At 73.6% G+C, this 20,902-nt stretch carries 21 protein-coding genes and 1 riboswitch; of the genes, 14 read left to right on the top strand and 7 right to left on the bottom strand.

The annotated features are described in order from the left end of the window. Positions 1–6 precede the first annotated feature (6 nt). On the bottom strand, positions 7–813 hold the full coding sequence (locus ABD299_RS13745; RefSeq protein WP_344262010.1) for a hypothetical protein: 807 nt from the start codon (positions 811–813) through the stop codon (positions 7–9). Between the two features lie 355 nt (positions 814–1,168). On the opposite strand from ABD299_RS13745, the gene rsgA reads away from it, so the two are divergent. The 7 genes from rsgA to ABD299_RS13710 all read left to right on the top strand — a co-directional run bounded on the left by rsgA (position 1,169) and on the right by ABD299_RS13710 (position 8,149). After that, positions 1,169–2,263 carry a ribosome small subunit-dependent GTPase A gene (gene rsgA, locus ABD299_RS13740; protein WP_344262008.1) on the top strand — a complete coding sequence of 365 codons (1,095 nt, stop codon included), beginning with the start codon at positions 1,169–1,171 and terminating at the stop codon, positions 2,261–2,263. A gap of 379 nt (positions 2,264–2,642) precedes the next feature. After that, a complete protein-coding gene (locus ABD299_RS13735; RefSeq protein WP_344262006.1) occupies positions 2,643–4,382 on the top strand; it encodes a SulP family inorganic anion transporter in 1,740 nt (579 codons plus the stop codon). Next, positions 4,379–4,783, top strand: coding sequence for a pyridoxamine 5'-phosphate oxidase family protein (locus ABD299_RS13730; protein WP_344262004.1), 405 nt, complete (start codon positions 4,379–4,381; stop codon positions 4,781–4,783). The genes ABD299_RS13735 and ABD299_RS13730 overlap by 4 nt, the downstream gene beginning before the upstream one ends. 439 nt (positions 4,784–5,222) lie before the next feature. Then, entirely contained in the window at positions 5,223–5,585 is a 363-nt protein-coding gene (locus ABD299_RS13725) for an ArsR/SmtB family transcription factor (RefSeq protein ID WP_344262002.1), read from the top strand. A gap of 70 nt (positions 5,586–5,655) precedes the next feature. Further along, positions 5,656–6,156, top strand: coding sequence for a GH32 C-terminal domain-containing protein (locus tag ABD299_RS13720; RefSeq protein WP_344262000.1), 501 nt, complete (start codon positions 5,656–5,658; stop codon positions 6,154–6,156). A gap of 3 nt (positions 6,157–6,159) precedes the next feature. Beyond that, entirely contained in the window at positions 6,160–7,179 is a 1,020-nt protein-coding gene (locus ABD299_RS13715; RefSeq protein WP_344261998.1) for a carbohydrate kinase family protein, read from the top strand. Positions 7,180–7,531: 352 nt separating this feature from the next. Next, the gene (locus tag ABD299_RS13710; RefSeq protein WP_344261996.1) at positions 7,532–8,149 is read left to right on the top strand and encodes a GTP-binding protein; all 618 of its coding nucleotides are present in this window, start codon (positions 7,532–7,534) and stop codon (positions 8,147–8,149) included. Between the two features lie 9 nt (positions 8,150–8,158). Here the strand turns inward: ABD299_RS13710 and ABD299_RS13705 are convergent, their stop codons facing one another. Next, positions 8,159–8,380: a dodecin gene (locus ABD299_RS13705; RefSeq protein ID WP_344261994.1), complete on the bottom strand. Its 222-nt coding sequence runs from the start codon at positions 8,378–8,380 to the stop codon at positions 8,159–8,161. A gap of 82 nt (positions 8,381–8,462) precedes the next feature. Continuing rightward, positions 8,463–8,555, top strand: a riboswitch (ZMP/ZTP riboswitch). Between the two features lie 26 nt (positions 8,556–8,581). Here ABD299_RS13705 and ABD299_RS13700 point away from each other — a divergent pair. Continuing rightward, positions 8,582–10,033 carry a glycine hydroxymethyltransferase gene (locus ABD299_RS13700; RefSeq protein ID WP_344261992.1) on the top strand — a complete coding sequence of 484 codons (1,452 nt, stop codon included), beginning with the start codon at positions 8,582–8,584 and terminating at the stop codon, positions 10,031–10,033. Between the two features lie 87 nt (positions 10,034–10,120). Here the strand turns inward: ABD299_RS13700 and ABD299_RS13695 are convergent, their stop codons facing one another. Further along, positions 10,121–10,405: a GNAT family N-acetyltransferase gene (locus ABD299_RS13695; protein ID WP_344261990.1), complete on the bottom strand. Its 285-nt coding sequence runs from the start codon at positions 10,403–10,405 to the stop codon at positions 10,121–10,123. 170 nt (positions 10,406–10,575) lie between these two features. Between ABD299_RS13695 and nfi the strand changes: the two genes are divergently transcribed. Then, on the top strand, positions 10,576–11,271 hold the full coding sequence (gene nfi / locus ABD299_RS13690; protein ID WP_344261988.1) for a deoxyribonuclease V: 696 nt from the start codon (positions 10,576–10,578) through the stop codon (positions 11,269–11,271). Between the two features lie 82 nt (positions 11,272–11,353). Here the strand turns inward: nfi and ABD299_RS13685 are convergent, their stop codons facing one another. From ABD299_RS13685 to ABD299_RS13675, 3 genes are all read right to left on the bottom strand, one after another. After that, positions 11,354–12,526, bottom strand: coding sequence for a saccharopine dehydrogenase family protein (locus ABD299_RS13685; protein ID WP_344261986.1), 1,173 nt, complete (start codon positions 12,524–12,526; stop codon positions 11,354–11,356). A gap of 92 nt (positions 12,527–12,618) precedes the next feature. Next, positions 12,619–13,569, bottom strand: a complete 951-nt coding sequence (locus tag ABD299_RS13680) for a sterol desaturase family protein (RefSeq protein ID WP_344261984.1) — start codon at positions 13,567–13,569, stop codon at positions 12,619–12,621. Positions 13,570–13,659: 90 nt separating this feature from the next. Continuing rightward, positions 13,660–14,733, bottom strand: coding sequence for an aminotransferase class V-fold PLP-dependent enzyme (locus ABD299_RS13675; RefSeq protein ID WP_344261982.1), 1,074 nt, complete (start codon positions 14,731–14,733; stop codon positions 13,660–13,662). A gap of 214 nt (positions 14,734–14,947) precedes the next feature. Between ABD299_RS13675 and ABD299_RS13670 the strand changes: the two genes are divergently transcribed. Genes ABD299_RS13670 through ABD299_RS13660 form a run of 3 tightly spaced genes read left to right on the top strand, consistent with a single transcriptional unit; the run spans position 14,948 to position 18,705 of the window. Beyond that, positions 14,948–15,763, top strand: coding sequence for a hypothetical protein (locus ABD299_RS13670; protein ID WP_344261980.1), 816 nt, complete (start codon positions 14,948–14,950; stop codon positions 15,761–15,763). Next, entirely contained in the window at positions 15,760–18,027 is a 2,268-nt protein-coding gene (locus ABD299_RS13665) for a bifunctional serine/threonine-protein kinase/ABC transporter substrate-binding protein (protein ID WP_344261978.1), read from the top strand. Before ABD299_RS13670 ends, ABD299_RS13665 begins: the two co-directional genes overlap by 4 nt. Before the next feature lie 45 nt (positions 18,028–18,072). Continuing rightward, positions 18,073–18,705, top strand: a complete 633-nt coding sequence (locus ABD299_RS13660) for a DUF1707 SHOCT-like domain-containing protein (RefSeq protein ID WP_344261976.1) — start codon at positions 18,073–18,075, stop codon at positions 18,703–18,705. Between the two features lie 32 nt (positions 18,706–18,737). Here the strand turns inward: ABD299_RS13660 and ABD299_RS13655 are convergent, their stop codons facing one another. After that, positions 18,738–19,334 carry a helix-turn-helix domain-containing protein gene (locus ABD299_RS13655; protein ID WP_344261974.1) on the bottom strand — a complete coding sequence of 199 codons (597 nt, stop codon included), beginning with the start codon at positions 19,332–19,334 and terminating at the stop codon, positions 18,738–18,740. 88 nt (positions 19,335–19,422) lie between these two features. Between ABD299_RS13655 and ABD299_RS13650 the strand changes: the two genes are divergently transcribed. Then, positions 19,423–20,049: an SAM-dependent methyltransferase gene (locus tag ABD299_RS13650; RefSeq protein WP_344261972.1), complete on the top strand. Its 627-nt coding sequence runs from the start codon at positions 19,423–19,425 to the stop codon at positions 20,047–20,049. Between the two features lie 38 nt (positions 20,050–20,087). Then, the gene (locus ABD299_RS13645) at positions 20,088–20,588 is read left to right on the top strand and encodes a DinB family protein (RefSeq protein ID WP_344261970.1); all 501 of its coding nucleotides are present in this window, start codon (positions 20,088–20,090) and stop codon (positions 20,586–20,588) included. Positions 20,589–20,902 lie beyond the last annotated feature (314 nt).

The raw sequence follows: 20,902 nt of genomic DNA, 5'->3' as shown, positions 1-20,902 counted from the left end.
TCCGGATCAGTCCTTGTGCACCTTGGTGAAATAGTGCAGAACCGCCTGACCGTAGGCGATCCGGGAGTCGAGCAGCCGGGCGTTCCACCGGTAGCCCGAACGCAGATACCGGAAGTCCAGGGCGTTGCCCACGAACGGAAGGGCCCGGCGCCGCCGCCAGACCACCCGACGCGGAGCGCCCCACACCAGCAGCTCGCTGACCTCGCCCAGGGACACCATGGTCACCAGCAGCGAGCCGGCGAAGAAGAGCAGCCAGAACGGCAGCAGCAGCACGAAGCCGAGCCAGCCGGCCAGTGTGCCGCGGTGGCCGATGAGCGGCGGTCCGCCGTCGGCGGGGTCGATGCGCCAGTGGGAGCGGCGGCCGATCCGCCCCGGAGTGCGGGTGATGCGGCACAGCGCCGCGCCCTGGTCGTCCACCATCCGGAAGGAACCGGGCTCGGCGACGCCGGGCACCTCCGGGGACACGGTGGCCACCGTCTTGCCGTCCATGTCGTGCAGCACCAGCACCGGGTGCGCGGCGAAGGGGTTGCCCGGCCGCGTGCGCGTCTCCACCTCGGCCACCGTGACCTCCGGCAGCGCGGTGCCCGGTCCGGCACCGTCCCGTTTCCCGGGGCGCGGTCCGGCCGCCGGGGTCCCGCCTCCCGGGCGGTCCTCCCGGGGCGGGCCGTCCTGGGCGCACAGCCGGACCCGGCACGCGGCGTCCTCGTGTCGCTGCCGCCCGTCGGGAAGGATGAGGAACTCCTCGCCCTCCGCCCACTCGCCGCTGCGCATGCCGGTGGTCCCGGTGATGTCCACGGTGAAACCTGTCGTCACAGTCCGCTCCCGTTCGGCCCGTTCGGCGTACCGCGCCGATTCTCCCAAGCGTCCGCCGCCACCGGGGCGGTTCCCCCGATCCGCCGAGGTGCCGCGGGAAAAACCCCGTGGACGGGCGCGCGGCCCGTGCTAGCGTGAAGGGCACGGGTGACAACCACGTCGACCGTGACGACGATCTGGGAGGTGAGTTGATGACTGCCGTGAAGGCCGCTGCCGTGCGCAGCGCTCCCCGGACCATCCTCACGTCCCGGGCGCCGGTCTGACCTGACGACCTCCGCTCCCGCCCGAGCCTGCCGGCTCGCGGGAGACGGGACGGGCCTCTCGTCGGCCGGGCCCCTGTTCAAGGGTCTTCACGTTGTCACGTTCTCTCTCTCCCTCTTCCTCCGGAGCCTCCCCGACGCTCGCCGACTACGGCTGGGACACGGCGTGCGAGGACGCCTTCGTCCCACACCGCTCCGCCGGCCTTCTCCCGGCCCGGATCGTCCGGGCCGAGCGCGGCCTGTGCGACGCCGTCACCGATGCCGGACCGGTCCGGGCTCGCATGCGGCCCGCCGGCCCCGACGGCCCGCCACCGGCCACGGGTGACTGGGCCGCCCTGAGCCCTGCCGTCCCCGGTCACCCGCCCGTGGTGGAAGCCGTGCTGGAGCGGCGCACCGCGCTGGTGCGTTCCTCCGCCTCGCGGAACTCGCACGGCCACGTCCTGGCCGCCAATGTCGACACCGTCGCGGTGACGGTGTCGCTGGCGGCACCTCTCAGACACGGACGGACCGAACGCATGCTCGCCCTGGCCTGGGAGTGCGGCGCACAGCCGGTCGTGGTGCTCACCAAGGCCGACCTGTGCCCGGACCCCGGGGCCGCGGCGGCCGAGGTGGCCGGCGTGGCCCCGGGCGCCGACGTCCTGGTCACCAGTGCCGGCACCGGGGAGGGCATGGACACCCTGGCCGCCGTCCTGCACGGCACCGTCGTGCTGCTCGGCCCCTCGGGCGCGGGCAAGTCCACCCTGGGCAACCGGCTGCTGGGCGAGGACAGGCTCGCCACCGGCGCCGTACGCGACACCGACGGCAGAGGGCGGCACACCACCGCGTGGCGGGAGATGGTCCCGCTGCCCGGCGGCGGAGTCCTTCTGGACACCCCCGGCCTGCGGGCGATCGGCCTGCACGACGCCCGGGACGGGCTGGAGATGGCCTTCTCCGACATCGACGACCTCGCTCAGGGCTGCAGGTTCACCGACTGCGGGCACGCGGCCGAACCGGGCTGCGCCGTCCTGGCGGCCGTGGAGGCGGGCGAACTGCCCGGGCGCCGCCTGGACAGCTACCGGCGGCTGCAGCGGGAGAATGCCTGGGCGGCCTCGCGCACGGACGCGCGCCTGCGGGCGGACCGGGAGGCCGTCAGGAAGGACATCTCGCGGAAGATCCGCGCCATCTACACCTTCCGGGAGCGTCAGCGGTGAGCCGTGAACCGACCCCCGTGCCCGGGGGGACCCGCTGGGTGATGGCGCCGGCCCTGGACGGGACCCGCCCGGGCCCCTGCGGAACCATCCGGTATCCGGCCCGCCGCCGTCACTCGCCCTCCCGCCGGGTCCGGGGCTTCCCGCCCCCGGACCCGGCGGCGTATGCAGAATTGCAAAATTCGGCAATTCATAACATGATGCATTGCTGTGTCCGCGGGACAGCCGCGGATGCGTACCACTCGGCCACTGCCCCGACCGCGGGGCGAGAGCAGTAAGGATCTCCGGGCGTGCTCGTTCCGCTGTATCAGGCCAAGGCAGGGTTCTTCTGGATGCGAGGGCCACGGATGCGGGGCCTGCCGGAAGCCGGAGTCACGGCGAAGTGAGCGCGGTTCTTTCCCGGGCGTGGAGCACGGTACGTTCCCTGCTGCCTTCCCGCGCGGACCTGGCCGAGATGGGACGCAGCCCGCGCCGGGACCTGCTGGCAGGGCTGACGGTGGCGATCGTGGCGCTTCCGCTGGCGCTCGGTTTCGGGGTCTCCTCCGGCCTCGGAGCGGAGGCAGGTCTGGTCACCGCGGTGGTGGCCGGGGCGCTGGCCGCGCTGTTCGGCGGGTCAAATCTGCAGGTGTCCGGCCCCACGGGTGCGATGACGGTGGTGCTGGTGCCGATCGTGGCCCAGTACGGTCCGGGCGGCGTACTCGCGGTCGGGCTGATCGCCGGGCTGATACTGGTGGCGCTGGCAGTGGCGAAGGCCGGCCGGTACATGAGCTTCGTGCCGGCCCCGGTCGTGGAGGGGTTCACACTGGGCATCGCCTGCGTGATCTTCCTGCAGCAGGTACCGAACGCTCTGGGGGTGGCCGAGCCGGAGGGCGAGCGGGTGCTGACGGTGGCCTGGCGAGCCCTGCGGGACTTCGCCGCGTCGCCGAACTGGACGGCGCTCGGTCTGGCGGTGGGGGTGGCGGCGCTCATGCTGGCGGGGGCGCGATGGCGTCCGACCGTCCCGTTCTCGATCGTTGCGGTGATCCTCGCCACCGTGGTTGCACAGGTGTTCCGCCTGGACTCCGCCGCTCCCATCGGGGACCTGCCCGCCGGACTCCCGGCGCCGTCGCTGGCGTTCCTCGACGTCCCGGCGCTGGGGTCGCTGCTGGCTCCGGCGCTGGCGGTGGCCGCTCTGGCGGCCCTGGAGTCGCTGCTGTCGGCTCAGGTGGCCGACGGGATGACGGTGGGGCAGAAGCATGACCCGGACAAGGAACTGTTCGGCCAGGGGCTGGCGAACATCGCCGCGCCGATGTTCGGCGGCGTCCCGGCGACGGGCGCGATCGCCCGGACCGCGGTCAACGTCCGCAGCGGTGCCTCCTCGCGGCTGGCCGCGCTTGCCCACGCCGCCGTACTCGCCGGGATCGTCTTCGCAGCGGCCCCGCTGGTCTCCCGGATTCCTCTCGCCGCGCTGGCCGGGGTGCTGCTGGCCACCGCGATCCGCATGGTCGAGGTGGGCTCGCTGCGGGCGATGACCAGGGCCACCCGCTCGGATGCCGCCGTCCTTGTGCTCACGGCCGCCGCCACCCTCGTCCTGGACCTCGTTCTCGCGGTCCTCATAGGGCTGGCGGTGGCCGGGGTGCTGGCCTTGCGGGCGGTGGCCAAGCAGGCCCGGCTGGCCCAGGTCGACTTCCGCCCCGACCTGCCCGGTGAGCACAGCGAGGAGGAGCACGCGCTGCTGGAGCAGCACATCGTCGCGTACCGGATCGACGGGCCGCTGTTCTTCGCAGCCGCGCACCGCTTCCTCCTGGAGCTGTCGGAGGTGGCCGACGTGCGCGTGGTGATTCTGCGCATGTCGCGGATCACGACCATGGACGCGACCGGTGCGCTGGTGCTCAAGGACGCGGTGGAGAAGCTGCACCGGCGCGGCATCGTGGTGATGACCTCCGGGATCCGGCACGGCCAGCGCCGGGTCCTGGAGTCTGTCGGCGTGCTGGAACTGCTGCGCCGGGAGGGCCGGGAGTACGCCACGACGCCGGAAGCCATCGGCGCCGCCCGCGCCCTTCTGCATCTGGACGGGGTGCTGCCCGCACCTCCCGCCCGAGCGCCTGCCCCCGCACCCGTCACAGGAGAGACATCGCGATGAATCCCTCCGATGCCCCGCGTCTGGTGGAGGTCACCGGTGCGGAGGCGCTGTGGCTGCTGGAGAGCGCGGCCCGGGGAAGGCTGGTGTACGTGGAGCGGGGGGCGGTGTGTGTGCGGCCCGCCGTTCACGTGCTGGAGCGCGGGTGGCTTGTCGTCCGTGCGCCCGCGCGGGCCGCCGCGCTCTCCGACGGTGCCGTACTCGCGTACCACACCGACGAGGCGGGGCAAGGCGACGGCACCGGGTGGACCGTCACCGCAGCCGGGCCCGCCGACTTCGTGACCGACCCGCACGAGGCCGCCCACTACCGGCGCACCCTGTGCGGCTGGACGCACGGCCCGCACGACACCCTGCTGCGGATGAGCCCGCGGGTCGTGACCGGCTTCCGTGTCCCGCGGCTCTGACCGCAGGGGGGACAACCTTCGGCGGCTGTCCCCGGAGCCCTCTCAGCGCGAGGCGGCGCCGGAGGGACACGAGCGGCGGGCCGTGACCGCCAGATGGCGCAGCCGGCCCCCGTCGATGGCCACACTCAGCAGACGCTCCTGCCCGCATCGCGGGCACCCCCCGTCCGGACCGACGGCGGCCGGCAAGCACGTGAGACGGCACGCCGGGCATGTCAGCAGCGTTCCGCCCCCGCGCAGACGTGGAATGCGCACCCGCACCTCCTTCGTCGAACTTTCATACTTGCTAATGTTAGCAATTCGAGAGGTTGTCGCGCAGGGAGCGGCGACGCGAGGATGGACCCATGGCGAACACGGTTTTGCGGACGCGACGCGCAGCACACACACGGCGATGGGCCGGCGGGCTGCCGGCGGGGGCCGCCTGCGGCAGGAAGCCGGTCCGGTGACCGCGCCCCTGTACCAGTTGAAGGCGGAGTTCTTCAAGACGCTTGGGCATCCGGTGCGGATCCGGGTGCTGGAGCTGCTGAGCGTGCGCGAGCACGCGGTGGCCGAGATCCTGCCTCAGGTCGGGGTCGAACCGGCACATCTGTCCCAGCAGCTGGCGGTGCTGCGCCGCGCGAATCTGGTGGCGACACGCAAGGAGGGGTCCACCGTGTACTACTCGCTGACGAGCGACCACGTGGCCGAGCTGCTGGCCGTGGCGCGCAGGATTCTGTCCGGAGTGCTGGCCGGGCAGGCCGAGCTGCTGGCCGACCTGCGGGCCGACGGGCCGGCGGGCCCCCCCACGCGGCACGGCTCGCCCTGAGGGCTGTACCCCTGGCGGGCGGCCGTCTTCTCGCGGGATGGGCAGCGCCTTGACCGCAGGAGGTGGCCGGGTGCGGCAGTCACCGGCCCGGGAACTGGCCGGGCTCCGCACCGGTGAGCCGCGCGGAGGGGAGCTGCGGGTGTCCCCCGGAGAGGACACCGGCATCGCGTCCCTGCCGGCCGCCGCCGAACTGGAGCTCCGGGTCGACTTCGGCCGGGACGCCGCGTGGAGTCTGCGGCTGACCGCTCCGGGCGGCGGGGAGCACCTCGGTCTGCTGCTGAGCGACGGCGTGCTGACCGTGGACCGGGACCACGCCTCCCGGGACCCGCGTGCCCGCGGCGGTTCCTACCGGATGCCGCTGCCGGGCTGCCGGCCCCACGGCACCGCCGGGCTGCGGCTGGTCCTGGACCACTCGGTACTCGAACTGTTCACCGACGAGGGGGAGGCTCTCACGCTGCGCTGTTATCCCACCGGGGGGAGCGGCTGGACCTTGCGGTCCCGGGGAGCGGCCGCCGACGATGTCAGGGTCGGATGGCGGGCGTACGAGCTGTGCGTCCCGGAGGAAGGGTGAACCGTGCCGGGCAGCCGTGAGAACCCCGCCGGCCCGCGGGTGACCGTGGTCGGAGAGGCCCTGGTGGACCTGCTGTGGCGCAGCGGCGCACGCGAGGCCCACGCCGTGGCGGGCGGCAGCCCGGCCAACGTCGCGGTCGGCCTGCGACGCCTGGGACGTCCCGTCACCCTCCTCACCACCTGGGGCGACGACCCGCCCGGGGAACTGGTCCGGGACCGGCTGGCGCGCACCGGAGTGGAGGTGGTCCGGGTCCCCTCCGGCTCCCCCCGCACCACCGTGGCGCTGGCCTTCCTCGACGGACAGGGGGCTGCCGACTACGACTTCGTCGCCTCCTGGGACCCTCTCCGGCTGCCGGTGCCCGAGGGCACCGCCGTGCTGCACACCGGGTCGCTCGCCGTCGTGGTGCCGCCGGGAGCGGAGCGGGTGCTGCGGTTGTGCCGGGAGCAGCGGGAGCGGGGCCGGACGATCGTCACGGATCTCAACGTGCGGCCCGCCGTCCAGCCGGACCGTGCCGCCTACCTGACGGCCTGTCACCGGGTCGCGGAGGTCAGCGACATCGTCAAGGCCAGCGACGAGGACCTGGCCTGGCTGCTCCCCGGGCTCTCCGCGCGGGAGGCGGCCCGGTCGCTGCTCGCCCGGGGACCGCGGCTGGCGGTGGTGACCGAGGGCCGCCGGGGCGCCTTCGCCCTGACCACGACGGCGGAGGCCCGGGTGTCCGCGCCCCGCGTCACGGTGGCGGACAGCGTGGGGGCCGGTGACACTTTCCAGGCCGCGCTGCTCGACGCGGTCGCCGCCCGCGGCGGCCCGCCCGAAGGCCCCGGGGAACTGGAGGCCGTGCTGACCCGCTGCGCCACGGCAGCGGCGATCACCTGCACCCGGACCGGAGCCGATCCCCCGACCCGTGAGGACCTGGCGCGGGCCCTGGAGCACGATGTGCGGTCCGTACCCTGTGACGCTCCGGGCCCGGCGGTCACCGACCGAGCCGCCGGGCCCGGCGGGCGGCCGGGCCGTCCGGCTCATTGATCGTTGCGGAAGATCGGGTATACGCTGTGCCGCCTGACCGGGGGGAACGGTGAGCAGCCGGCTTCGGCCGGACATCCGGTGGTGCCCGCGAGGGCATCCCGGACCATGCCGCAGCACCCGTCGCGACACGCATGTGTCCGGTGGTGGTGCGCGGGCCGTCCGGGGGCGGACGCGGAGACCTGCCCCCGTCCGGCCCGGGTGGGGAAAGGCCGGTCTCGCCGCTGTCGGTGTTCGGTGTACGTGAACATGAACATGGACATGGGTGGCTCACCTTCCGGATGCAGCGGCTCGCCGGCCGGTACGGCGAGGTGCCGGGCTCCGCGTCGGGAGACTGGTGCCCGGGAGGTTCTGGATGGACTGCATGCCGGCTTCGGACAAGTCGAGATACCTGAGCGAGGCGGTGCAGCGGGCGGCCAAAATACTCGTGGTGGGGCACTTCGCCGTGGGGAAGACCACCTTCATCGGGACGCTCTCGGAGATCCCTCCGCTGCGGACCGAGGAGAGAATGACGCAGGTCGGTGACCGCATCGGAGAGGTGGAGGGGGCCCCGGCCGCACGGGGGAGCGCGACCGCGGCGAAGTCCACCACGACCGTCGCCATGGACTGCGGCCGTATCACCCTCAGCGAGCGCCTCGTCCTGTACCTGTTCGGCACGCCGGGCCAGCAGCGCTTCGTCCAGGTGTGGGAGGACGTGACCCGCGGGGCCCTGGGCGCGCTCGCGCTGGTGGACCCGCAGCGGCTCCAGGAGTCCTTCGCCGTGATCGATCTGCTCGAGAAGTACGGCGTGCCCTACGCGGTCGCGGTCAACCGGTTCGACGAGTCGCCCCCCTTCGATGCCGAGCAGCTGCGCGAGGCACTGGACCTGCTGCCGGACATCCCGCTGGTGACCTGCGACGTCCGCGACCGGAACTCCTCGGTCCTGGCGCTGATGGAACTCATCGGCTACCTGCAGGAGCGCGCCGAGGACTGACCGCGGTGGTCAGCCGGCCTCGGGTTCCTCCAGCCGGAAGCCGACCTTCAGACCCACCTGGTAGTGCTCGACGGTGCCGTCCGAGATGTTGCCCCGGATCTGCGTCACCTCGAACCAGTCCAGGTGCCGCAGGGTCCGGGTGGCGCGGCTGATCGCGTTGTTCAGGGCGGCGTCCACCCCCTCGTGGGAGGAGCCGACGATCTCCGTCACCCGGTAGGTGTGCTCGGTCATGGCTGCGCCTTTCGCTGCGGTCCGACGTGGGGTCCTGATTCCACGGTGCCCCGGTTCCGGCGGACACGCGAGTGCTACGCTCCCAGCGGGCCGTGACTGGCGCGTCAGGATGGGATGGACCATCGGGAAGCGGCCCTCGCTCCGCGATCAGTTGCCGTGCGCCTGGGCCGTCCCGACGTCTGTGCTGGATGGAGGCCCTTCATGGCTGCTGAACCACATTCCCTCAACAACGAGTCCATGGCGTTCCGGAGTGCCCTCGACGTGGTCCGCGGGGTCGAACCGCGCATCGCCGAGGCGATCGGCGCCGAACTCGCCGACCAGCGGGAATCCCTCAAGCTCATCGCCAGCGAGAACTACGCCTCCCCGGCGGTCCTGCTGACGATGGGCAACTGGTTCAGCGACAAGTATGCCGAAGGGACGATCGGCCGCCGCTTCTACGCCGGATGCCGCAACGTCGACACCGTCGAGTCGCTGGGCGCCGAGCACGCCCGCGAGCTGTTCGGTGCCCGCCACGCCTATCTTCAGCCGCACTCCGGTATCGATGCCAACCTCGTCGCCTTCTGGGCGGTGCTCTCGCAGCGGGTGGAGAGCCCGGCGCTGGAGCGGGCCGGGGTCCGGCAGGTCGGCGAGCTCACCGAGGAGGACTGGGCGGTGCTGCGCCGCGACCTGGGCGGCCAGCGGATGCTGGGCATGTCCCTGGACGCCGGGGGGCACCTCACGCACGGCTTCCGTCCCAACATCTCCGGGAAGATGTTCGAGCAGCGCAGCTACGGCACCGACCCGGAGACCGGGCTGCTCGACTACGACGCGGTGCGGGCCGCCGCCCGGGAGTTCCGGCCGCTCATCCTCATCGCCGGTTACTCCGCCTACCCCCGCAAGGTGAACTTCCGCATCATGCGGGAGATCGCCGACGAGGTCGGTGCCACCCTCATGGTGGACATGGCCCACTTCGCCGGGCTGGTCGCAGGCAAGGTCTTCACCGGCGACTTCGACCCGGTTCCGCACGCCCAGATCGTCACCACCACCACGCACAAGTCGCTGCGCGGCCCGCGCGGCGGCATGGTGCTGTGCGACGACGACCTCGCCCCGCACGTCGACCGGGGCTGCCCGATGGTGCTCGGCGGGCCGCTGCCGCACGTCATGGCGGCCAAGGCCGTGGCCCTGGCCGAGGCCCGGCAGCCGGCCTTCGCCGACTACGCCCAGCGGGTGGTGGACAACGCCCGCGCGCTGGGGGAGGGGCTGATGCGCCGAGGCGCGCGCCTGGTCACCGGCGGCACCGACAACCACCTGGTCCTGCTGGACGTCACCGGCTACGGGCTGACGGGCCGGCAGGCCGAGGCGGCCCTGCTGGACGCCGGCATCGTCACCAACCGCAACTCCGTCCCCCGGGACCCCAACGGCGCCTGGTACACCTCCGGCATCCGGCTCGGCACCCCGGCGCTCACCACCCGCGGCCTGGACACCGCGGGAATGGATCAGGTCGCCGACCTGATCCACACGGTGCTGGACTCCACCTCGCCCGGCACCACCCGGGACGGCAAGCCGTCCAAGGCGAACTACGTCCTGGCCGACGGCGTGGCGGAGCGGGTCGCCGGCCGCTCCGCGGAACTGCTCGCGAAGCACCCGCTGTACCCGGGCGTCGACCTGGGCTGAGCCATGGTGCCCGGCCGGCGCGGATGCCGTGCCGGCCGGGACCGGACCCGCTGTCCCGCTCCGCCTCCTGCCGGCCGGGGGAGGCGGTCAGCTCACCAGCTCCCGGTAGCCCGGGTGCTGCTCGATCCACTCCTTGACGAAGCCGCAGACCGGCTCGACCTTCAGCCCCCGGTGCCGGGCGTCCTCCATGGCGCCGCGCACCAGTTCGCCGCCGATGCCCTGCCTCCGGGAGCTGCGGGAGACGAACGTGTGGGTGTACCGGACGGTGTCGTCGCCCCGCTCGTAGTCCAGGTAGCCGGTCAGACCGCCGTCCGCCCTGGCCTCGAACCGGCTGCGCCCCTCCGCGTCGATGATGCTGACGTCCACGCTCATGTGCTGCGCTCCCCTCGGGTCGATCGGGTGAGGTGCTCCTGTTCGCACGATAAGCCGTTTTCGCCCCCACCTGCCCCCGCCACGACCGGGCGGCGCGTCGCCCGCCGTTCCGCCGCCCCGGGCGCGGGGCGAGGGCCCGCCCCGGCGGACCTGCCGCTAACGTGACCGGGATGACGCCGCACCCGCTCCGTCCCCGCCGCGCGCCAACGACCGAGGAGGAGGCGCTCGCCCTTCAGCGGAAGCTGCGCCGGTATGTGCTGCTGGAGGACTCCGGGCCCGAGCCCGGCACCGCCTCGACGGTGGCGGGCGTGGACGTGGCCTACGACGACGAACGGGACGCGGTAGCCGCGGCGGCCGTGGTGCTGGACGCCCGGACCCTCGATGTTGTCGACGAGGCCACCGCCGTGGGCCGCGTCGCCTTCCCCTATGTGCCCGGGCTGCTGGCCTTCCGGGAGCTGCCCGCCGTGCTGGAGGCACTGAACGGGCTGGCCCGCACCCCGGATCTGGTGGTGTGCGACGGATACGGCTTCGCTCATCCGCGCCGCTTCGGACTGGCCTGCCACCTGGGGGTGCTCACCGGACTGCCGACGATCGGGGTGGCGAAGACCCCTTTCACCTTCCGTTACGAGCCGCCGGGGCACGGGCGCGGCAGCAGTGCGCCGCTCATGGACGGTGACGAGGAGGTGGGGCGGGCGCTGCGGACCCAGGACGGCGTCAAGCCTGTCTTCGTCTCGGCGGGCCACCGCACCACCGCCCGGACAGCGTGCGCCCATACCCTTCAGCTGGCCCGCGACTACCGGCTCCCCGAGACCACCCGCCGCGCCGACCGGCTCTGCCGCCGGGCGCTCCGGGCCCGCCACGTCTGAACGCACCCGGCCGGACCGCCTCTGGAAGGGCAGGCGAGCAGGCCGCCGGAGCCGGTGTGGCCCGCGGCCTGCCCCGTCCCGCTCAGGCCCGCTTCAGCACGCGGAAGGTGATGCCGGCGCGCTCCAGGCGGGCGATCAGCGGCTCGCCCATCGCGACCGCCGTGGTCACCTGCCCGGAGGTGCGGGGCAGGTCGTCCATGGCCAGGCAGAGAGCGGACTCGGCGAGCATCTTGGCGGTCTCCTCGTAGCCGGGATCACCCCCGGCCACCTCGGTGAGGACACGGCGGCCGCCGGCCTCCCCGACGAACCGCGCCGAGAACCAGCTGCGGGAGCGGCGTTCGGGGCTCGGGCCCTGGCCCGAGCCCAGCCGGCCGGTCAGCGCGCGGCGCACGGCGGGGATCTGCGCCAGTACGGCCAGCTTGACGGCCCCGATCATGCCGGCCAGGGCGACGGGGAGCCGTTTGACCGCTGCGAAGTGCCGGTACTGGAAGACCGGCCCGTACGCGTCCAGCGCGGCGGCCGAGCGGCCGACCACCTGGGGGTCGAGGGTCGGCAGCGGCACGCCCCAGGCCCGCAGCACGTGGCTGCGGTGCAGCCGCCCGCGCGGGGTGCGCACGGTGCGCCCTTCGGGGCGCGGGTCAGCCTCCCGCCGCTCCCGGGCGGTGCGGGCCACCTGCTGGGTGCGGGAGAACATCAGCAGCGCCGAGGCCAGGGTGCCGCCGGACAGCATGCCGGACGCCCGCACGTACCCGTCCACCCGGACGGGCTCGCCCTGCGGTAGCTTGCCGAGGGTGTAGAGGACCCCGAGGTCGTAGGGGACGGAGTCGAAGCCGCAGGCGTGCACCAGGCGGGCCCCGGTCTCCTGCGCCCGCCGGTGGTGCCGCAGGTACATGAGGTCGACGAACTCCGGTTCGCCGGTGATGTCGAGGTAGTCCGTACCGGCCTCCGCGCACGCGGCCACCAGCGCGGCACCGTGGAGGATGAAGGGGCCGACCGTGCTGGCCAGCACCCGGGTGTCCTCGGCCACCGCCTTCAGGGAGGCGGGGTCGGTGACGTCGGCGTGCAGCAGCGGGAGCTCCGCGTGGCGCGGGTCGATGGCGGCGAGCTTCTCCCGCAGGCGCTCCAGCTTGCTCCGGTTGCGTCCGGCGATCGCCCACCGGCAGTCGGCCGGTGCGTGGCGGGCGAGGTACTCAGCGGTCAGGGTGCCGGTGAAGCCGGTGGCGCCGACCAGGACGAGATCATGGGTACGGGGCATGAACGCACGCTAAGCAGCGGGAGTTGCCACGTCAACGAACACCCGTGCGCTCCGGCGTGGCGTCGTGCCGCCCGCGGCCGGGCCCACAAGCCTCAGGCCACCGGGGAGCGCCGCTCGGCGGCAGGGGGAGTGGCGGCGGTCAGCGCTTCGCCGCCGGACGGGACGGCCGCCGCGGCCGGTGCCGTGTCCCCCGGGGCCGGGGCACCGGAGAGGGCCCCGGGCTGCCAGCCCGGGCCGCGCAGCAGATACCCGGCGCGCTCCCTCCAGTTGCGGGCCCCGGCGAGGTCCCGGGCGAGGGAGACGTACTCGTGGGTGGCCACCCGCAGCGGGTTGTAGGTGTCGATGTTCTTGGTGAGCCCGTAGACGCAGGGCGCCGTCTCCGGGGTGAACGTCTTGAACAGCCGGTCCCAGACGATGAGGATGCCGCCGAAGTTGCGGTCCAGGTAGCTGCCCTGGGAGGCGTGGTGCACCCGGTGGTGGGAGGGGGTGTTGAAGAGGAACTCGACCGGCCGCGAGAGCTTCCCGACCCGTTCGGTGTGGATGCCGAACTGGTAGACCAGGTTCACCGAGTGGAGGAAGGCGAGGGCCGCCGGGTGGACGCCGGCGGCCACCAGCGGCACGTAGAAGATCCACGAGGACCAGCTCGTCCACGGCTGACGCAGGGCCGTGGTCAGGTTGAACTTCTGGCTGGAGTGGTGCACCACGTGGCAGGCCCACAGGATCCTGATGACGTGGTGGCCCCGGTGCGACCAGTAGTAGAAGAAGTCCTGGGCGACCAGCATCAGCAGCAGCGTCCACCACAGCACCGGGATCTCCAGCGGGGAGAACTCGTAGACCGCCGCGTAGATGACGACCACCGGGATCTTCCACAGCAGGTCGAAGAAGAGGCTGCCGAGGCCCATCGTGATGCTGGTGGCGGCGTCCTTGGGCTCGTATCCGGCGGACCTGTCGTCCGGGCGGAGCCGGTAGCTCACCACCTCCACGACGGTGAGCAGGAGGAAGGCCGGGATCGACCACAGCACGACATCGGGCAGGTTCGGCATGACGGAACCATAGGGCTGGTGCGTGTGCCCTGCATAGATGTCGTTACCGGTCGGTATGCGAGCCGTCGGGGATCCCGGCCTCCGCGGCCCCTACGGCCTCTTGCGCCCCACCGGGCCCGCCAGGGCGTCCAGGGCGCGGTCCACGTCCCCGGCCGTGTTGTACAGGTGGAAGGACACCCGCAGGCTGCCGCCCCGGACAGAGGCGCGCACACCGGCCCGGTTCAGCTCTTCCGCGACGTCACCGGTCCCCGGCACGGACACGATGGGGGAGTCGGCCGGCACCGGCGTCATCCCGAGGTCCGCCAGGCCGGCCCGGAAGCGCCCGGCCAGGGCCAGGTCGTGAGCGGCGATCGCGGACCGGCCGACCCGCTCGATGAGCTCCAGGGACCGCACGGCCCCCAGATAGGACAGGAACGGCGGCCCCTCGTCGAAGCGCCGCGCGTCGGAGGCGAGCACCTTCACCGGGCCGTAGCAGCTGTCCCACGGTTCCTGGCCGGCCAGCCAGCCCGCGTGCAGGGAGCGCAGGCCCCCGCCGTCCTCGGGGACGGTCAGGAACGACGTCCCCCGCGGACACAGCAGCCACTTGTAGGCCCCGCAGACCGTGAAGTCGAAGTCCTCGGCGGACACCGGGAGCCAGCCCGCGGCCTGGGTGAGGTCCACCAGTGTCCGGGCGCCGTGCTGTGCGGCGGCCGTACGCAGCGCCGTCAGGTCCGCGACGCGCCCGTCCAGCGACTGCGCGGCCGACACCGCCACCAGCGCGGTCTCCGGGCGGACCGCGTCGGCGATCTTCTCCAGCGGGACCTGCCGCAGGCGCAGGTCCCCCCGGGTGGTGAACGGCGTCACCAGCGAACTGAACTCGTCCTGCGCCACCAGAACCTCGGCACCCGGCGGCAGCGAACCGGCGACCAGCGCGGTGTGCACCGCGACCGTGGAGCCCGTCGCCACGCGGTGCGCGCCCACCCCCAGCAGCCGGGCGTAGGAGGCCCGCGCCTCCTCCACCGCACGGTAGTAGGCCACCTGGTCCAGCAGCCCGCCGGCCATCTCGTCGGCCGCAGTGCGGATCGCGGTGACGGTGCCGGCCGGCAGAAGCCCGTGCGCCGCGGTGTTGAGGTAGGTCGTATCCGGTGCGAACTGAGGCCGTTCACCCTGCAGAAGTGATTCCATGAGGCGAGTCTGGCCGCCCCGCCCCGGACAGTCCACCGCATATGGGCCCTGCGGCGCCCTGTGGCCGGACGCCGCCGCGGGGACGGCGCCAATGCGCTCCGGAACGAGCTGTGTCCTTTCCGTGACAACGATGCGCTCCCGCAGGCCGGGGGCCGCGGGCTAGGGTGTGGCCGTCCGGAGACGGTCCAAGAGTGCGAGCAAGGGGGCCCCGACCGTGCGGCACGGCAAGTCTGTTCGGGGGATGTGCGCGGCCCTGGCCTCGGCCGCGCTGCTGCTGGGCTGCGGCCCGGGCCCCTCGGCGGACGGCCCGGCCCCGGCCACCCCCGGGACCACCGAGGACACCCCGCCGCCCGCCGGCGCAGCGGGAGACGGCACGGTCCCCCTGCCGGGCGGCGTGCCCGCTCCCGCCACGGACGGCCTGCGCACCCCCCGGAGCGCCGCCGAGGCGCGCGAGGTGGTGCGCGCGGTGGCGGTGGCCCCCGAGGACTTCGGCAGCGGCTTCCGGCCCCAGGACCCCTACGAGGCGGACCCGGACACCTGGGCGGTCCTCGGCGACGACTGCGTGTGGCTCCGCGAGCCGCTGCCGCCGCAGGTGCTGGCCGGACTCACCCGCTACGTCGAGAGCCCCGCCGTCACCGAGGGCGGCGGCCCACTCCAGGTGATGTACTCCATCACGGTCCATGACGGGGAGGACAGCGCCGACGCCCGCATGGCGGACATCCTGGAGGAGGTCCTGCGCTGCCCCGAACAGCAGCTGCGTTCCGACGAACGCGTCACCTCCCTCACCTCCGCCGGGACCTCCGGGGACCACCCCGCCGTGGACGACCTGATCGACGAGCGCGGTCTGTTCCACAGCGATCTCCACGGCGGCCCCTACGCCTACCAGTGGCTGGTCTCCCGGGCCGGTCCCGTCATCGTCGCGCTGTCGGTGAAGGGCAGTGCGGACCACCCCGACCACGCCGCCCTGCGGGAGGTGTCCGGCCCGGTCCTGACCCTCATGCAGGCGGCCATCGAGAAGGAGCTCCGGTGAGCGCCGCCCTCCGTCCGTCCGGAAAGCCGCCGGGGAGGCCGCTGCGCCCCTCCGACCCCTCCCGGATCGACGTCTACCGGCTGCAGCGGCGGCTGAGCGGGGGAGGACCGGGTGTACAGGTGTACCTCGCGCGCTCCCCGGGAGGCGCCATGGTCACCGTGCGGACGATCGGGGGCCACTGGGCCTGCGACCCCGGTTTCCGCACGCGCTTCACCCGTGAGACGGCCGCCGCCAGGGCGGTGCGCCACCCGTTCATCGTGCCGGTCATTGCCGCCGACGCCCTCGCGGCGACGCACCCCGGCTGCCTCTGGCTCGCCTCCCCCTACCTGCCCGAACCCTCCCTCACCACGGTCGTCCAGCGGAACGGAGCCCTGCCCCGCCGGTCGGTGCAGGCGCTGGGCGCCATGCTGGCCGACGCGCTGGCCACCGTGCACCGGGCGGAGATGATCCACGGCGACGTCGCGCCCGACAAGGTGCTGCTGACGGGCGACGGCCCCCGGCTGACGGGCCTGGGCATCGGCGGGGCCCAGCAGGAGATGGCACTGGCGGGCGGCGGCACCGAAGGCGACGCGGGCGCCACCTGCTACCTGCTTTCTCCCGAGCGGGCCGCGGCCGACCCCCCGGGGCCCGGACCGGCCGCCGACATCTTCGCGCTCGGCTGCGTGCTCGCCTACGCGTCGTCCGGACGGCCCCCCTTCCGCAGCGGCAGCACCGAGACCGTCCGGAACCGCCTCAGGTTCGACGCGGCCGACCTGGCCGACGTCCCCCGCAGCCTGCTGGAGGTCGTCCAGGCGTGCCTGGCCCGGGCCCCCGAAGTCAGGCCCACGGCGGCGGAGCTGCACCGCGAACTGACCACCGGTGCGGAGGGCGACGGCTGGCTGCCCGACCCCTTCGCCCGCACCGTCCGGGACCACGCCGAGGAACGTGCCGACACACCGGGCCCCGTGGCACCCCCGCCGCCCTCGGTCGCGTCCGCCGCCGGCGCCGGCGCGTCCGGGGCCGAAGCCTCTCCGGCCCGGTCCGGCGGCCGTGGTCGTTCGCGCCACCGGGCGCCCGTTCCCACCCGCCGCCGGCTGCTGACCGCGGCGTCCGCCGGAGGCCTGTTCCTCGTCGGCGGTCTCACCGCGTGGCTGGCCTCCCGCTCGGGAGCGGACGCCGACCCCGGCGGAGGCCGCAGCTGGGTGCTGGGCCTGCACGCCGACCTCAGCGGGCCGGGTGCCCGGCACGGCAGGGCACAGCAGCTCGGGGCGGAGCTCGCCGTCACGGAGTACACCGTCGTGGAGAACCCGCCCTTCGATGTCGTCCTGCGGGTGGTCGATGACAGCGGCGACCCCGCGCGGGCGGCTGCCGTCGCGGCCGAACTCGCCGCCGACCCCGCCGTCGCGGCCGTCATCGGCCCGTCCGCCGAGAGCTCCGCCGAACGCGCGGCGGTGGTGTACGAGGACGAGCGGCTTCCTTTCGTGTCGCTGTCCGTCGGCTCGTTCTCCGACGAGAACTCGGACCGGGAGTACCACTCCCTTCTCCAGGCCAGGCCGCCGACGGCCTGGCAGGGCTTCGCACTTCAGATCTATCTGGAGGAGGAGCTGGAGGCCCGCCGGATCGGCCTGATCGACGACCGCACCGCCGAGACCTACAGCTGGGAACTGACCCGGGCGCTCACCGGTGCCCTGGACCGGGACCGCGTCGGCCTGGTGCCGCGCGTCGTGCCCCGCGGCACTGAGGACTTCGCCCCCGTGGTGGCCCACTTCATGGACCGCGGAGTCGACACCGTCGTCTACGGCGGCCACGCCAAGGGGGCCGCGCGGCTGGCCCGCGCCCTGCGCCGGCACGGATTCGACGGCACGTGCCTGGCCGGCGACGCGGTGCTGAGCCCGGAGTTCCTGGACGGCGCGGGCGGCGCGGGGGAGGGCTGGCTGCTCATCGCGCCCTTCACCGATCCGGCGGCCGACCCACGGGTGGCCGGCTTCACCTCCGTGTTCCGCGAGCGCTTCGACGAGGCACCGGGCCCCTACGCCGCGGAGGCGTACGACGCGGCCCGGATGCTGCTGGAGGCGGTGCGCGGCATGATCGAGGACGGCGGCACCCCCGACCTGCGGCCGGGCCTGCCGGGCCGCCTGAAGGAGGACAGCCACCGCGGCGTGGCCAAGGAGCTGGCCTTCGATCCCGCCGGCCGGTACGCCCACGGCGGCGACGGACTGTACCTCTACCGGGTGGAGGGCGGGACGTTCCGCTTCCTCGGCCGCGCCCCGTCGCTGGCCGACTGACGGGTCGGGATATCCGCGCGCGCCGGGGCACGTAAGCTGCGTCACATGACATCTGAGCTGCCGGAGATGCGGGCGTCCGACGCGGAACGGGAGCGGTGCGCGGAGGTGCTGCGGGAGGCGGTCTCCGAAGGCCGCCTGACCATGGAGGAGTTCGACCAGCGCCTGGACTCCGTGTACCGGGCGCGCACCCGTGGCGAGCTGGAGCCCCTCACCCGGGACCTTCCTGAGGCCTCCGGGCGGACCGCGACGGAGGCGGTCGCACCCGCCCGGGGCGGCTGGGCGGCCCGCATCGGGCGGCGGGCCTCCTCGCGGACGGGCATCGCCATCATGGGCGGGTTCTCCCGCAGGGGCCCGTGGACGGTGCCCCGCAGATTCCGCTGCCTGGCCCTGATGGGCGGTGGCGACATCGACCTTCGCGAGGCCTGGTTCGAGGAGCGTGAGGTCGTCATCTCCGCCTACGCCATCATGGGCGGCGTCAGCGTGACGGTCCCGCCGGGCGTCGAGGTGGAGGTCCGTGGCGTGGGAATCATGGGCGGCTTCGACCAGAGCAACAGCGGCCCGGGTGATCCCGGGGCGCCCCGGGTGGTCGTCACCGGCCTGGCCTTCTGGGGCGGCGTCGACGTCCGGAGCAAGCCCCTTCCGGACAAGGACAAGGACAAGGACAAGAAGACTTCCTGACCCCCTCGCCCGCTCCACCCGGGGCGGGCAGGTCAGGACTCGCCGGCAGGCCGGTGCGGGTCGGCGTGGATGTGGGTGCGCATCCCCTGTGGGTCGAAGAGGATGAGCAGTTCGACCGCGCAGCCGTCGGCGCTGCTCAGCCGGTGCGGCACGGACGTGTCGAACTCGGCCGCCTGCCCCGGGGGCAGCGTCAGGTCACGGTCGCCGAGAACGAGCCGCAGGTGACCGTTGAGGACATACAGCCACTCGAACCCGTCGTGCGTCTGCGGAGGCGGCTCGGGGGTCTTCGGCCGGCCGGGAATGATCATCTTGAACGCCTGCACCCCGCCCGGCCGCCGGGACAGCGGCACGAAGGTCATCCCGAACCGCTTCATCGGCTTGAGGTGAATGCGGGGGTCACCGGTGCGCGGCGCACCGACGAGGTCGTCCAGCGGAACGTTGTAGGCACGCGCCAGCGGCAGCAGCAACTCCAGGGTCGCGCGGCGCTGCCCGCTCTCCAGCCGGGACAGGGTGCTTTCCGACACACCTGTCGTCGTCGCCAGGTCGGCGAGGGTGAGGCCGCGGTGCCGTCGCAGCGCACGAAGGCGCGGCCCCACCGCGTCGAGCACGTCGTTGGTTTCCCGGTCCACGGGACCATCTTGCCGGAACGGCAACTTTCCGTGCCGGATCGCGACGCGGGGGAGATGGTGGGCCTCACACCGACGGAGGGAAACCCGGATGAACGCCACCGACGCCATCACGTTCTGGGACGAGGTCCACGCGGCGCGCGAGCCCGCCACCGAACCGCGCCCCAACGCCCGGCTCACCGAGTACCTCACCGGCCTGACGCCCGGCGACGCCCTGGACCTCGGGTGCGGAGAGGGCGGCGACGCGCTGTGGCTCGCAGGCGAGGGGTGGCGCGTGACCGCAGTCGACATCTCGGCCGTGGCCGTCGAGCGGCTCGCCGCCCTGGCCGGCGCCCGCGGCCTCGGCGACCGCCTCACCGCAGCGCGGCACGACCTGCACACGTCGTTCCCGCCCGGCGAGTTCGACCTGGTCAGCGCCCACTACCTGCACACCCCCCTCGACCTGGACAGAGCGGCCGTCCTGCGGTCGGCCGCGCACGCGCTGCGTCCGGGCGGGCGGCTGCTGGTGGTCGACCACGGCTCGGCGGCGCCGTGGTCGTGGAACCGCGACCCGGACATCAGGTTCCCGACCCCGCGGGAGATCGCCGAGGGCATCGCTCTGGACCCGGCCGGGTGGACGGTCGAGCGGGCCGACACGCGGCGCAGGGTCGCGACCGGACCGGGCGGGCAGACCGCCGAGGTCACCGACCACGTCCTGCTCCTCCGCCGCACCGCCTGACCGCGCATCAGCCGTCTTCTGAAGAAAGGGAAACCCCCGTGTCCGCCACCACGCGCCGCAACCGCCGCCGTGACACACCGCCGCCCCGCACCGGGAGCAGCGAGACCGAGGTCCTGCGCGGCTTCCTCGACTACCTTCGCGCCTCGGTCGCCGTGAAGGTGGAGGGCGCGCCCGAACCGCGGGTCCGCGCAGCCGCGGTGCCGTCCGGCACCAACCTGCTCGGCCTGCTCAACCACCTGACGTTCGTCGAACGCTCGCTCTTCCTCGGCGAGAACGTCACCGACTGGCAGGCGACGTTCCACGCCGCGCCGGCGGACAGCGTCGCCGACGTCGTCGCCCGCTACCGGGAGACGGCCGGGCGCGCGAACGAGGTGCTCGACAACTGCACCGATCTCTCCGCGCCGGTACCCCGTCCCCGGCCGGGCGGCCCCGCCCCCAGCGTCCGCTGGGCACTCACCCACATGATCGAGGAGACGGGCCGGCACGCGGGCCACGCCGACATCCTCCGCGAACTCATCGACGGCACCACCGGCCGCTGACTCCGCCGTGTCCGTGAAGGCAGGGCCCGTGCTGCCCGGGCCAGGGGGTGCTCAGCTGTGCCTGCCCCCTGGCGGCGATCACACGGCGGGAATACGAAAGTCCTCGCGCGATGGTGGGCGGTTCCGCTCCGCCGGTCAACGGTGAAGTGGGAAGCGGGATGCCGTTTCGGTCAGTTGCGGGCAGGGGGCCGAGCGAGACGCACCCCATGATGTCCGGATACGTCTCCCGGCGGGATCGCCTGCGGGCACCGCCTTCACGCCGCCGCCAAGCGGGACGGAAGCCGTGCACGGGATCTTCACGGAAGACGGCCGGA

This window comes from Streptomyces sodiiphilus (assembly GCF_039529215.1).
Lineage (GTDB): Bacteria > Actinomycetota > Actinomycetes > Streptomycetales > Streptomycetaceae > Streptomyces > Streptomyces sodiiphilus.
This window is presented reverse-complemented; position numbering and strand designations above follow the sequence as displayed.

What these genes read in the sequence shown, in the direction of transcription:
- ABD299_RS13730 (WP_344262004.1), top strand. Translation starts at nt 4,379, where the DNA reads ATGAATCCCTCCGATGCCCCGCGTCTGGTGGAGGTCACCGGTGCGGAG.
- ABD299_RS13710 (WP_344261996.1), top strand. Translation starts at nt 7,532, where the DNA reads ATGGACTGCATGCCGGCTTCGGACAAGTCGAGATACCTGAGCGAGGCG.
- ABD299_RS13705 (WP_344261994.1), bottom strand. Translation starts at nt 8,380, where the DNA reads ATGACCGAGCACACCTACCGGGTGACGGAGATCGTCGGCTCCTCCCAC.
- ABD299_RS13700 (WP_344261992.1), top strand. Translation starts at nt 8,582, where the DNA reads ATGGCTGCTGAACCACATTCCCTCAACAACGAGTCCATGGCGTTCCGG.
- ABD299_RS13695 (WP_344261990.1), bottom strand. Translation starts at nt 10,405, where the DNA reads ATGAGCGTGGACGTCAGCATCATCGACGCGGAGGGGCGCAGCCGGTTC.
- nfi (WP_344261988.1), top strand. Translation starts at nt 10,576, where the DNA reads ATGACGCCGCACCCGCTCCGTCCCCGCCGCGCGCCAACGACCGAGGAG.
- ABD299_RS13685 (WP_344261986.1), bottom strand. Translation starts at nt 12,526, where the DNA reads ATGCCCCGTACCCATGATCTCGTCCTGGTCGGCGCCACCGGCTTCACC.
- ABD299_RS13680 (WP_344261984.1), bottom strand. Translation starts at nt 13,569, where the DNA reads ATGCCGAACCTGCCCGATGTCGTGCTGTGGTCGATCCCGGCCTTCCTC.
- ABD299_RS13675 (WP_344261982.1), bottom strand. Translation starts at nt 14,733, where the DNA reads ATGGAATCACTTCTGCAGGGTGAACGGCCTCAGTTCGCACCGGATACG.
- ABD299_RS13660 (WP_344261976.1), top strand. Translation starts at nt 18,073, where the DNA reads ATGACATCTGAGCTGCCGGAGATGCGGGCGTCCGACGCGGAACGGGAG.
- ABD299_RS13650 (WP_344261972.1), top strand. Translation starts at nt 19,423, where the DNA reads ATGAACGCCACCGACGCCATCACGTTCTGGGACGAGGTCCACGCGGCG.